Source organism: Acinetobacter sp. IK40 (assembly GCF_035615075.1).
GTDB lineage: Bacteria > Pseudomonadota > Gammaproteobacteria > Pseudomonadales > Moraxellaceae > Acinetobacter > Acinetobacter courvalinii.
In genome coordinates this window covers 258271-270187 of the sequence record NZ_JANBOE010000004.1, presented here as the reverse complement: position 1 = coordinate 270187, position 11917 = coordinate 258271, and the positions used below count along the sequence as shown (strand labels likewise).

At 45.5% G+C, this 11917-nt stretch carries 12 protein-coding genes; 10 read left to right on the top strand and 2 right to left on the bottom strand.

Going from position 1 to position 11917, the window contains the following annotated elements; translation table 11 throughout:
• Nucleotides 1-33: 33 nt before the first annotated feature.
• The 10 genes from MSG93_RS09520 to MSG93_RS09475 all read left to right on the top strand — a co-directional run bounded on the left by MSG93_RS09520 (nucleotide 34) and on the right by MSG93_RS09475 (nucleotide 9854).
• On the top strand, nucleotides 34-738 hold the full coding sequence (locus MSG93_RS09520; protein WP_262755501.1) for a CoA transferase subunit A: 705 nt from the start codon (nucleotides 34-36) through the stop codon (nucleotides 736-738).
• A gap of 2 nt (nucleotides 739-740) precedes the next feature.
• Nucleotides 741-1382 (top strand): CoA transferase subunit B, encoded by a 642-nt coding sequence (locus tag MSG93_RS09515; RefSeq protein ID WP_324621530.1) that lies wholly within the window; start codon nucleotides 741-743, stop codon nucleotides 1380-1382.
• Nucleotides 1383-1510: 128 nt separating this feature from the next.
• Nucleotides 1511-2920: a short-chain fatty acid transporter gene (locus MSG93_RS09510; protein WP_324621529.1), complete on the top strand. Its 1410-nt coding sequence runs from the start codon at nucleotides 1511-1513 to the stop codon at nucleotides 2918-2920.
• Between the two features lie 352 nt (nucleotides 2921-3272).
• Nucleotides 3273-4460, top strand: coding sequence for an ammonium transporter (locus tag MSG93_RS09505; protein ID WP_005288629.1), 1188 nt, complete (start codon nucleotides 3273-3275; stop codon nucleotides 4458-4460).
• Between the two features lie 386 nt (nucleotides 4461-4846).
• Entirely contained in the window at nucleotides 4847-5791 is a 945-nt protein-coding gene (locus MSG93_RS09500; protein WP_324621528.1) for a transporter substrate-binding domain-containing protein, read from the top strand.
• A gap of 76 nt (nucleotides 5792-5867) precedes the next feature.
• Nucleotides 5868-6611 carry an amino acid ABC transporter permease gene (locus MSG93_RS09495; protein ID WP_005227034.1) on the top strand — a complete coding sequence of 248 codons (744 nt, stop codon included), beginning with the start codon at nucleotides 5868-5870 and terminating at the stop codon, nucleotides 6609-6611.
• Between the two features lies 1 nt (nucleotide 6612).
• Complete coding sequence (locus tag MSG93_RS09490) at nucleotides 6613-7296, top strand: ABC transporter permease subunit (protein WP_199949470.1); 684 nt, start codon at nucleotides 6613-6615, stop codon at nucleotides 7294-7296.
• Between the two features lie 14 nt (nucleotides 7297-7310).
• Nucleotides 7311-8036, top strand: a complete 726-nt coding sequence (locus MSG93_RS09485; protein ID WP_324621585.1) for an amino acid ABC transporter ATP-binding protein — start codon at nucleotides 7311-7313, stop codon at nucleotides 8034-8036.
• A gap of 224 nt (nucleotides 8037-8260) precedes the next feature.
• On the top strand, nucleotides 8261-8977 hold the full coding sequence (locus tag MSG93_RS09480; RefSeq protein WP_032869887.1) for a phosphatase PAP2 family protein: 717 nt from the start codon (nucleotides 8261-8263) through the stop codon (nucleotides 8975-8977).
• 61 nt (nucleotides 8978-9038) lie between these two features.
• A complete protein-coding gene (locus tag MSG93_RS09475) occupies nucleotides 9039-9854 on the top strand; it encodes a lipopolysaccharide kinase InaA family protein (RefSeq protein WP_005227030.1) in 816 nt (271 codons plus the stop codon).
• A 17-nt stretch (nucleotides 9855-9871) separates the two neighbouring features.
• On the opposite strand, the gene MSG93_RS09470 is transcribed toward MSG93_RS09475, so the two are convergent.
• Nucleotides 9872-11224, bottom strand: coding sequence for an ATP-binding protein (locus MSG93_RS09470; RefSeq protein ID WP_324621526.1), 1353 nt, complete (start codon nucleotides 11222-11224; stop codon nucleotides 9872-9874).
• Between the two features lie 4 nt (nucleotides 11225-11228).
• Complete coding sequence (locus MSG93_RS09465) at nucleotides 11229-11906, bottom strand: DNA-binding response regulator PmrA (protein WP_005227028.1); 678 nt, start codon at nucleotides 11904-11906, stop codon at nucleotides 11229-11231.
• Nucleotides 11907-11917: the final 11 nt, after the last annotated feature.

The following is an 11917-nucleotide window of genomic DNA, read 5'->3' as shown; positions in this document are numbered from 1 at the left end:
TAATAGAAACCAAGGAATTTACAGGTGAAAAAAATGAATAAAGTCTATTCAACCGCAGCACTGGCACTACAAGATGTGGTGCAAGATCAGCAGACCTTTGCAGTGGGCGGTTTTGGCCTATGCGGTATTCCTGAGGCATTGATCCAGGCGCTGAAAGACACAGGTGTAACCGGCCTGACCTGTATTTCCAATAATGCAGGTATTGATGATTTTGGCTTGGGTGTGTTGCTCAAGACCCGACAAATTAAAAAAATGATCTCGTCTTATGTAGGCGAAAATAAAGAATTTGAACGCCAGTATCTAAACGGCGAACTTGAGGTTGAACTCACACCTCAAGGCACACTCGCCGAAAAACTACGTGCTGGTGGCGCAGGCATTCCTGCTTTTTATACCGCAACAGGTGCAGGTACCTTGGTGGCTGAAGGTAAGGAACAACGCGATTTTAATGGTCGTACCTATATCCTTGAACCGTCACTGACCGCAGACGTGGCACTGGTCAAAGCCTATAAAGCGGATAAAGCCGGCAATCTGGTATTCCGTAAAACCGCGCAAAACTTCAACCCTGAATGTGCCATGGCTGGAAAAATCACCATTGCCGAAGTTGAACAGATCGTTGAGATTGGCGAACTTGATCCAGATGAAATCCATTTAGCGGGTATTTACGTCAATCGTGTGGTACTGAATGCCACACCTGAAAAACGGATCGAACAAAAAACCCTAAAAGCACAGGACGCATAATCATGGCATGGACACGTGAACAAATGGCACAACGTGCCGCAAAAGAATTACAGGATGGTTTCTACGTCAATCTCGGTATTGGTCTTCCAACACTGGTTGCCAACTACATTCCAGAGGATATGGATGTGTGGCTGCAATCGGAAAATGGTCTACTCGGCATTGGCGAATTTCCAACTGAACAACAACTCGACCCTGATTTAATCAATGCAGGTAAACAGACCGTCACTGCACGTGCAGGTGCGGCCTTTTTCTCAAGCAGTGAATCCTTTGCCATGATTCGTGGCGGACACGTCAATATCGCCATTCTGGGTGCCATGGAGGTTTCTGAACAAGGTGACCTCGCCAACTGGATGATTCCGGGCAAAAAGGTCAAAGGGATGGGCGGTGCCATGGATCTGGTTGCCGGCGTACAACGCGTGGTGGTGTTGATGGAACACAATGCCAAAGATGGAACAGCCAAAATCGTCAAACAGTGCAGCTTACCGCTCACAGGACAAAAAGTGGTACATCGCATCATTACCGATCTGGGCGTACTGGATGTTGTTGCTGAAGGCATCAAACTGGTCGAGTTAGCCCCTGATGTGACTGAACAGCAAATCCGGGAGGCCACGGGTGTCGAGCTGTTGATTGAAGCCAAAGCTTAACCAACGACCTCCTTTTATTACCCTTATTGAAGTGATGCTTTCCGAGCATCACTTTTAGCCGTTTTTAGGCAACAAAAAATTCATTTAGGACAAATGAACTTTATAACAATCAAAGATGGATGCTTAAGATGAATAAACAACCTGCGCTGTTGGAGCGTTTCGCATTACGGATCAGTAACTGGTCGGAAAAATGGTTTCCAGACTCTTATATCTTTGCCTTACTCGGTGTCATCATTGTTTCATTCGCTGCAATCTGTATCGGTGCCCCGGTACAAGATGTTGCCAGTTCGTTCGGTAACGGTTTCTGGAGCTTAATTCCCTTTACCCTGCAAATGACCATGCTGATTATCGTCGGTTACGTGGTTTCCGTGTCTGCACCTGTGAAAAAACTGATTCAGATGATGGCGCGTATTCCGCATTCGGGACGTAGTGCCATTGTCTTGGTTGCCACCACAAGTCTGCTTATTTCACTAGTCAACTGGGCGGTCAGTACCATTTTAACCGCCTTACTGGTGATTGCACTAGCTAAGCGTAAAGAACTGCATATGGACTATCGCGCTGCTGCAGCTGCCGCCATTATTGGCATGGGTGCGACCTGGGCACTGGGCATCAGTTCATCTGCGGCACAATTACAGGCCAATAAAGCCAGTCTGCCTGAGTCGATCTATAACCTAACTGGTGTGATTCCATTTACTGAAACCATTTTCCTGTGGCAATCGATGCTGATGACTCTAATCTTGGTGATTGTTTCGATTGCGATTGCCTACTGGTCGGCACCCAAAGGGAATAATGTCAAAACCATGCAGGATTTTGAACTGGATTTTGATGAAGAGGAAAAGACTGAAGTTAAATCGACCCGACCTGGCGACTGGCTGGAAAACTCACCCCTGTTGACCATTGTTGTAGTGGCATTAGGCCTGATCTGGATGTTTATCGAGTTTTCCAAAACCAATCCCATCATTGCCATTTCCAGTCTGAATACCTATAACTTTGTGTTTTTAATGTTAGGTCTGGCCTTACACCGTACCCCGCGTAATTTTCTCAATGCCGTCAGTCAGGCGGTGCCTGCGGTCTCAGGAATTCTGATCCAGTTCCCGCTCTACGGCAGTATTGCCTTTATTATGACGCAAGCCTTAAACAGCGAAGACCTTTCCCTATCCCACTATATTGCCGAATTCTTTGTTTCAATTGCCTCCAAAGAAACATTTGCCATTGTGATGGGCATCTACTCTGCGGTACTGGGTTTCTTTGTACCCTCTGGCGGCGGGAAATGGATTATTGAAGCGCCCTATGTGATGCAGGCCGCCAATGATCTGCAAGTGCATCTCGGCTGGTCGGTACAGATTTATAATGCAGCAGAAGCATTGCCCAACCTGATCAACCCCTTCTTTATGCTGCCCATGCTCGGGATTTTAAAACTCAAAGCCAAAGACGTGATTGGTTTTACCGTCACCCAACTGGTTGTCCATCTACCTTTGGTGCTGTTTTTACTCTGGATTTTAGGCAGAACCTTAAGCTATACCCCACCTGTGCTGTAAATACGCAGGCTCGCCATCGTCAGGCATGATCGTCTATCGGATCAAGATAAAGCATGACGGTGGTATGCTCGCTTGCGCTTGTTCATCAACTAAAAAAATAAATGAAGCTTGCAGGGTGATGTTGCATTCAAACCAACACATAAACTGTGCTATTTTTAAGCAAATTGCACCACTATTCACCAAAATTACAAATTAATTTCTAAATTGGTGCACTTTTTGCATTATTTATTTCATTAAATTGGGCTGTTCCCCTACAGCCTGAGTTTTTAGATTTACTAAATCCTTTTTGGTGCAAAAAATGAATCAAAGCTATGCGCCAGAATCGAATTTAGCACTTTTTTTGAGCACCACTATGCAAAACGTAGATCTCTTTTTCTTACTGCTCGGTGCAGTACTGGTATTGGCAATGCATGCTGGCTTTGCATTTCTGGAACTTGGCACGGTACGGCATAAAAACCAGGTGAATGCCTTAAGTAAAATCCTGACCGACTTCGCCATTTCAGCGATTGCCTACTTCTTTGTCGGCTACTGGATTGCCTATGGCCAGAACTTTTTCCATGCAGGGAGCACCTTAGCCTCAGACCATGGTTATAACCTGATGCGCTGTTTCTTCCTGCTAACCTTTGCAGCAGCCATTCCGGCGATTATTTCAGGCGGGATTGCCGAACGTGCCAAGATGCGCTCGCAAGCGATTGCGACCCTGCTTCTGGTGGCGCTGATCTATCCTTTCTTTGAAGGCATGATCTGGAATGGCAACTATGGCTTGCAAAAGTGGCTCGAGAACTCATTTGGTGCAAGTTTCCATGACTTCGCCGGTTCAGTTGTGGTGCATGCCATGGGTGGCTGGATCGCTTTGGCTGCCGTGATTTTACTGGGTGCACGTCATGGTCGCTATAAAAATGATGGACGTGTCAGCGCTCACCCACCGTCTTCAATTCCATTCCTCGCCTTAGGTTCATGGATCCTGATCGTCGGCTGGTTTGGCTTTAACGTGATGAGCGCTCAACGGGTTGAAGCCATTTCAGGTCTGGTGGCGATTAATTCATTGATGGCAATGGTCGGTGGCACCCTGGCAGCAAATTTTATGGGTAAAAATGACCCGGGCTTCTTACACAATGGTCCGCTGGCGGGGCTGGTCGCGATTTGTGCAGGCTCAGACATTGTGCACCCTATTGGTGCATTACTAATTGGTGGCATCGCCGGTGCACTGTTTGTTTACCTGTTTACCTATACCCAAAACAAACTGAAAGTCGATGATGTACTGGGGGTCTGGCCTTTACACGGCGTATGTGGTGCCTTTGGTGGGATTGCCGCAGGAATTTTTGGACAACAAGCACTGGGCGGGCTTGGCGGCGTTTCACTTATTTCACAAATCATTGGTACCAGTCTGGGTATTATTGTTGCACTGGCTGGCGGCTTCCTGGTTTATGGTCTGTTAAAAGCCACGCTTGGACTGCGTCTTTCCCAGGAAGACGAGTATCGTGGTGCCGACCTGTCCATCCATAAAATTTCAGCGAATTCCGAAGAATCGATGTTCTAACTTTTATCTTATTTAAACGCGGCTGATCAGGCCGCTTTTTTTATCTCTTCTTAAAATACGGTCTCTTTAGGTCGTTGTGCCTAGACTTCCAGAACGGCAATGCCTGAATAAAGCCATCTATCCATACGGCATGAATGGCATAAATTATGCTTTATATATCCTGCATTTTTATCAGAATTCATTCATTTAAAAACTGCTTAATTCATCAACAGTTACCATTAACAAAACGGTAAACAATATCGCTTGAGCAATCGTATGCAAGTTGATTAAGATGAAAAATAATGTATTTTTTATGTTTAGAAAGAAAACATTATTTTTCATAACAATCAACGGTTAAACCGCAACAATTACGAATGCATCAGAATGATACAAAAGGAGTTTTGTAGATGACATCTAAACGCACCATGACCTCGCTGCTTTGTGCAAGCGCCCTGATGTTGGGACTCAGTGCCTGTAGCGACAATAAGGCCCCTGCTGCCGGTGACAAAGCGGCGGATGGTAGTGCTTCTTCTTCGGGCACACTCAATAAAATTAAAAGCTCTGGTACGATTGTACTTGGTTATCGTGACTCATCGATTCCCTTTTCCTACATTGCTTCCAATCCGAATCAGCCAGTCGGTTATGCCCATGACCTGCAACTCAAGGTAGTTGAAGCAGTCAAGCAAAAGCTGAATATGCCAGACCTGAAAATCCGCTATAACCTGGTGACCAGCCAGAACCGTATTCCACTGGTCTCCAATGGGACGGTTGATCTGGAGTGTGGTTCAACCACCAACAATAAAGAGCGTCAGCAACAGGTTGATTTCTCGGTCGGTTTCTTTGAAGTGGGTTCAAGACTGCTCACGGCCAAGAACTCCGGTATCAAGGACTTTTCAGATTTAAAAGGCAAGAAACTGGTCACCACAGCAGGCACGACCTCTGAACGTTATATCCGCCAGCACCAGCAAGAACTGGGCATTGGCGAAATCATTTCCGCCAAAGACCATGCCGAATCATTCCTGATGCTGCAAAATGGTCGTGCTGTGGCATTCATGATGGATGATATTTTACTTGCGGGTGAAAAATCCAAAGCCAAAGACCCGAATCAATGGCAAATCGTCGGCACTGCGCCAATTCATGAAATCTATGGCTGTATGCTGCGTAAAGGTGATACAGGCTTTAAACAGGTGGTTGATGATGCCATTAAAGCCACTTATGCTTCTGGTGAAATCAATAACATGTATAAAAAATGGTTCCAGCAACCGATTCCACCAAAAAATATTAACCTGGACTTTGCGATGTCTGATCAGCTCAAAGCCTTGATTGCCAATCCACATGACCGGGATAAGTAATTCCCCGCGATAACAAGACTATTATTGCAGAACCGGGAAACAGAGGATGTTCTCCCGTTTCTTCTCAGGAGTTATTATGAATTATAGCTGGAACTGGGGAGTATTGTGGCAATCGACAGGTATTGGAGACACCACCTACCTGAACTGGATTATCACCGGCCTGGGATGGCTGATCGTGATAGCTGTTGTGGCATGGAGCATCGCCATGCTGCTAGGCAGTATCCTCGGAATTATGCGCACACTTCCAAATAAAACTGCCAGAGCCATCGGTACGGCCTATGTCACCGTGTTCAGGAATATCCCTTTACTGGTTCAGTTGTTTATCTGGTTTTATGTGGTTCCCAACTTTCTGCCTGCACCGATTAAAAACTGGTGGATGAATGATCTTGGTGCCAATACCACTGCCCTGATTTCGGCCAGTATCGGACTTGGACTGTTTACTGCAGCACGTGTCTGTGAGCAGGTCCGCACAGGTATTGAAGCCCTGCCCAAAGGACAAATTAATGCCGGTTATGCCATGGGATTTTCTACCCTGCAACTATACCGCTATGTCATTCTGCCACAATCTTTTCGTACCATTTTGCCGCCGTTGAGTTCCGAGCTGACCAACTGCGTGAAAAACACCTCGGTTGCGTCTTTGGTGGGTGTGGCAGAAATTATTTCGCAGATGAAAACTATCAGTGAATACACCCAGAACACCATCGAAATCTACACCTATGTCACCGTGATTTTTATTGTCATCAATATCTGTCTTATCTTTGCCATGAACCTGCTGGAAAAGCGTTTACGCATTCCTGGTTTAATATCAGGAGGTAAGTAGCATGGAATGGTTCACTTCTTTTCTCAGTGATTTACAGCAGTCCGGACCGGCTCTCTGGCATGGTTTCAGCATTACCTTAAAAGTCGTGGTCATCGCCACCATTGGTGGTATTGCCATTGGTACGCTGCTGGCATTAATGCGTCTGTCATCCATCAGGATTCTGAATGTGATTGCACAGGCTTATGTCAACCTGTTCCGTTCCATCCCCCTGCTGCTTGTGCTGATGTGGTTTTATTTTGCTGTTCCCTTTATCTATACCGCAGCAACAGGCCAGTATCTGACCATTGATACCGCACTGGTTTCCAGTATCGTGGCGTTTATGCTGTTTGAAGCCGCTTATTTTTCTGAAATTGTCCGTGCCGGTATCCAGTCGATTCCGAAAGGACAAGCTGCGGCGGCATCCGCGTTGGGCATGAGTTATGGGCAGTCGATGCGACTGATTATCCTGCCACAGGCCTTTAGAAAAATGATGCCGTTATTACTTCAGCAAACTATTATCCTGTTTCAGGATTCCACCATGGTGTATGCCATTGGTCTGCTCGACTTTTTCAGAACAACCTATGTTCGTGGAGATTTAATGTCCTTGCTTACCCAATATATTCTATTTGCAGGACTTGTGTACTTTACCATTAGCGCCATTGCCACATTCGCAGTTAAACGTTTACAAAGGAGGTTACGGGTATGAGCGACAATAAAGTAATGATAGACCTCCAAAATGTCAGTAAATGGTACGACCAGTTTCAGGTCCTGACCGATTGCAGCACCCAGATCCGTCAAGGTGAAGTGGTGGTGGTCTGCGGTCCTTCAGGTTCAGGCAAGTCCACCTTGATCAAAACTGTCAATGGGCTGGAACCCTTTCAACAGGGCAAAATCTTTGTCGATGGCGTCCCCGTACACGAACCCAAAACCGATATGACCAAACTGCGTAGCCGGGTCGGTATGGTGTTTCAGCATTTTGAACTGTTTCCACATCTGAGCATTACTGAAAACCTGACCATAGCCCAGATCAAGGTCTTGGGACGTTCAGAAGCAGAAGCCAATAAAAAGGGGCTGGCTTATCTGGACCGTGTTGGACTGAGTGCCCATGCCAATAAATATCCGGCCCAGCTTTCAGGTGGGCAACAGCAACGGGTGGCGATTGCACGTGCGCTGAGTATGGACCCGATTGCCATGCTGTTTGATGAACCGACTTCGGCACTTGATCCGGAAATGATCAACGAAGTACTGGATGTCATGGTCGGGCTGGCCAAAGAAGGCATGACCATGATGTGTGTGACCCATGAAATGGGCTTTGCCCGTCAGGTGGCTAAGCGGATTATCTTTATGGATCAGGGTAAAATTGTTGAAGACTGCTCCAAAGATGAATTCTTTGGTACGCCACGTGGCGAACGCGCGCAGCAGTTCCTCGATAAAATTTTGCACTAACCTAAACAATATGCAACAAATAAAGCAGCCTAAACGGCTGCTTTTTATCGAATAAAGCTCGAGCGTTATTTTATAAAATGCTCAAACTTGCCCTCCAGATTTATAAAATCTTTAAGCTTTTCCAAGCAAGCGTTCACCCAACATTTTTTATATAAATTTAAGAGCAGATTAAGCTTTCAGGAATTAAATAGTGAGATGTTTATCTCATATTAACAGTATGTTCCATGATTTTAAGAACGCCTTTTTTCTTATGGACGAGCTTTTTAGTTTTTATCAGTTTTTTTATTTTACTGTTGGTGTTTCCGGTAGGCGGAGCAATTGACTTACATCTGATTGCGCCTTGGGTCAGCTTACATGGTGATTTTCCTTATAAGCATGACTGGTTTCTGGAACAACTTAACCATAGTTACGTTAAACAGCTTTTAACTGCCATCTACGTGATCTTCTTTTTGCTGTGGTGTGCTTCATTTAAAGTTGAAAAACTGAAAGCTCAACGCTGGCAATATGGCTATATGTTTTGGGTCAGTATGTTGTGTACCTGCATCGTAGGCTTGCTCAAAGCGCACTCTGCCCAGGCCTGCCCGTGGTATATGACCCATGAAACCGTAACAGGTTTTGTCTGGGATTTCTCTGCGACTGCCGGACATTGTTTCCCAGGTGGGCATGCCAGTACAGGCTTTGCCTTGATCACCGGTTATTTTGTCTATCGCCTCGATCACAAACGCAGAGCCTGGTTCTATCTATTTGCTGGAATGCTGATTGGATTCGCCATGGGCTGGGCACAGATGATGCGTGGTGCCCACTTCCTCAGTCATAACCTGTGGACGGCATGGGTCTGTGTTGTAATTAATTTAGTATGTTATACATTTACTTATAAGTATCATCAACGCGCAGCAAAACGCGATGCAGTACCTTTATTGGCATCTGATGTGGTAAAGTGACAAGCAGTGTCCATTGAGCGGGCACTGAATTTTGCTCACATTAGGATTTTTTTGCTGTCGTATGTCCGATTTTCAAATATTTTTAGAATCTACGCTTGCTTCCCAACAAGACTCTATTCAATCTTATGAATTAGGCTTACGCAAAGTATGGTTAAAAAAGGCTTCTGAACGCCATGGACTATGGCTTTATACGCCGCTGAAATGGCTGGCCAAGATCTTTAATCTAGGTGCAATTACCCCGGTCCCGAATCAGGGCGGAGCGAAGGCCATTCAATGCGAGTTCAAACGCATTCAACAACTCAAAGCGCTAGGGATCTCGACGCCAAATGTGTTGGCAGTTTCAAAAAAAGGTATTTTATTGGAAGATGTTGGCTCGCAACGTCAAAGTCCTGTCAGTCAGCTCGACCAGAAGCTGGGTAGTCTCAAAGATCATCCTGAAGCGAGATATGCCTTATTTGATCAGGCCATTCAAGCCATCAGTCATATTCATCAGCAGCAAGGTTATTTAAGCGAAGCTTTCGCGCGTAACATTCTGGTTGATCAACAGAACCAGTTTACCTTTATTGACTTTGAAACCGATCCGAAAGATGTACTCAGCCTGCATGACTGCTTTGTACGTGACTGGTTATTATTTATTTTTTCCACCGCTTATCATTTTGAGTTTGAACAGCTTGAACAGGCCAGCCAGCAACTTTATCAAGCCCTCCTGGCCGAACCACAAGTCTATAAAGATATTTGCAAAGTCGGCAAACGTTTAAACTGGGTGCTACGCTTTAATGTCAGTAAAGTCGGCAATGACGGCAAGCGTATCCAGAAATGTGTGCTGTTCCTACGTTATTTACGCGATCAAGCCGAAACCGCACCCCAGATCAGTTGAGTCATTTCCTCAATGATTTAGTGACTTGCCTTGTCTTCATGATGGGCAAGTTTTTTCGGTAATTTAACCAATACCGATAATCCACCCAGTTCAATACTTCTCGATAAGCTCAGCACACCACCCAAACGCTGGGTCGCTTTATCCACAATTGATAAGCCCAGTCCGCTGCCGACCTCTAAATGGTGATGTACCCGGTAAAAACGCTTTAAGACCTTGTCATATTGTTCAGGATCGATCCCTGCACCACTGTCTTCGATCTGGATATAGGCAAAATCATCGGTATCGCTATAAACCGAAATATTGATAATCCCCTGCACTGGTGTGTACTTAATTGCATTGTCAATCAGGTTAAAAATAATCGAATGCACCGTCGATTCAAGGCTTTGCATTTCAATTAAATCATTACGCTCAAAGCCGAGATCAATTTCTTTCTGCATGGCCAGATTGACCAGTTGCTCCACACAATTTAACGCCACATCATTAAGACGGAAATTGGTATTCGGTTCAATCAGGCTGAGTGCGACATCCTGTTTAGCCAAGGCCAGAAGCTGCGTTACCAGATGCTGGATACGGGCGAGTCCCTTACTCAGATTCTGCAAAGATTCATGTTCAGGAAACTGGCTAATCAAGATACGGGTCTGCAGATTCAAGGCCGTCACCGGCGTCCTTAGCTCATGTGCAGCATCGGCAATAAACTGCTTCTGTTCGGTCTGTGCATGCTGAATCCGTTCAAACAACCGGTTCATTTCTTCAATGGTCGGTAATAATTCCTGCGGATAATCTTTGACATCAATTGGTGATAAGCCATCGGAATCACGCTGGGTCAGTTCTTCCTTAAATTCATCCAGTGGTTTAAGACTGAGACTGATGATAAAGGCCAATACAATAATCGCTACAGGCAGCAACAGGATATACGGAATAAACATGCTGCCCGCCAGTTCCCAAGCGAACGCTTTTCGCACCTGCTCCTGCTGACTGATCTGAATCTGATAATCTTTTAAGGGAATCACATAAACACGCCACTTCCCTTGCGGCGTGTTCTGGGTGTAAAACCCAGCCTGTTTGACTGGCGGAACCAAGAGATGGGTCTGGTGCCATAAATGGCTCTGGTCTTTATAGGCCCAGATATCAATCAGTAAATCTTCTTCATGATAGGTCCGGTGCAATTCAATACGGCTGGCAACTGTGGTCAAAGGCTGGGAGGTCGAGCGCTCAGCCATATATTGCATTTGCGTATCTAAAATTTCATCCACTTCATGTAATGAAATTTTATAAGCGGCCAAAATCAGAAAACAACCCAACACCACGCTAAAAATCGAGGTTCCCCAGATCAGTCTTTTCTTAAGCGAATAATGTCGGGTGTTGCGCATCGTATTATGACTGCCCCAAACGATAACCTAAACCACGAATGGTCCGAATAAAGTCTTTACCCAGTTTGGCCCGCAAGTGATGTACATACACTTCAATGGTATTACTGGTGACTTCACTGTCGAAATCATACAACTTATCTTCGAGGTTGGCTTTAGAGAAAATTTTATTCGGATGCGTCACCATCGGAATCAGGATCGCCCATTCCCTGTTAGACAATTCGATCTGCTGGCCTTTAAAAGTAGCCAGATGCTGATCGACATCCAGCGTCAGTTCGCCACTTTTGAGCAACTGTGACTGGCTTTTCAGTTGTGCCGTTTCAACATTGCCACGGCGTAACAAGGCATTGATCCGTGCCAACAGCTCATCAAACTCATACGGTTTAATCAGATAGTCATCTGCGCCCTGATTCAAACCATCCACACGGTTTTGCAACTGGTCTCTGGCGGAAATGATCAGAACCGGCAAGGCACTGCGTTGACGAATCTGTTTCAGGATCTGCATGCCGTCCATGAGTGGCAACCCCAAATCCAGAAGTACCAGATCAAAAGATTGCTTGGTGAGCAAAGCCAGTCCATCGACTCCGTTATTGACCCATTCCACGTCAAACTGATGATATCGCAGTAAGGTCAATGTTGACTCTGCAATCATAAAATCATCTTCTATCATCAAGATCTTGGTCATGATTTCATTTC

Excerpts from the sequence above, each read along its gene's own strand:
- MSG93_RS09520 (WP_262755501.1), top strand. The coding sequence starts at position 34 with ATGAATAAAGTCTATTCAACCGCAGCACTGGCACTACAAGATGTGGTG.
- MSG93_RS09515 (WP_324621530.1), top strand. The coding sequence starts at position 741 with ATGGCATGGACACGTGAACAAATGGCACAACGTGCCGCAAAAGAATTA.
- MSG93_RS09510 (WP_324621529.1), top strand. The coding sequence starts at position 1,511 with ATGAATAAACAACCTGCGCTGTTGGAGCGTTTCGCATTACGGATCAGT.
- MSG93_RS09505 (WP_005288629.1), top strand. The coding sequence starts at position 3,273 with ATGCAAAACGTAGATCTCTTTTTCTTACTGCTCGGTGCAGTACTGGTA.
- MSG93_RS09500 (WP_324621528.1), top strand. The coding sequence starts at position 4,847 with ATGACATCTAAACGCACCATGACCTCGCTGCTTTGTGCAAGCGCCCTG.
- MSG93_RS09495 (WP_005227034.1), top strand. The coding sequence starts at position 5,868 with ATGAATTATAGCTGGAACTGGGGAGTATTGTGGCAATCGACAGGTATT.
- MSG93_RS09490 (WP_199949470.1), top strand. The coding sequence starts at position 6,613 with ATGGAATGGTTCACTTCTTTTCTCAGTGATTTACAGCAGTCCGGACCG.
- MSG93_RS09485 (WP_324621585.1), top strand. The coding sequence starts at position 7,311 with ATGATAGACCTCCAAAATGTCAGTAAATGGTACGACCAGTTTCAGGTC.
- MSG93_RS09480 (WP_032869887.1), top strand. The coding sequence starts at position 8,261 with ATGATTTTAAGAACGCCTTTTTTCTTATGGACGAGCTTTTTAGTTTTT.
- MSG93_RS09475 (WP_005227030.1), top strand. The coding sequence starts at position 9,039 with ATGTCCGATTTTCAAATATTTTTAGAATCTACGCTTGCTTCCCAACAA.
- MSG93_RS09470 (WP_324621526.1), bottom strand. The coding sequence starts at position 11,224 with ATGCGCAACACCCGACATTATTCGCTTAAGAAAAGACTGATCTGGGGA.
- MSG93_RS09465 (WP_005227028.1), bottom strand. The coding sequence starts at position 11,906 with ATGACCAAGATCTTGATGATAGAAGATGATTTTATGATTGCAGAGTCA.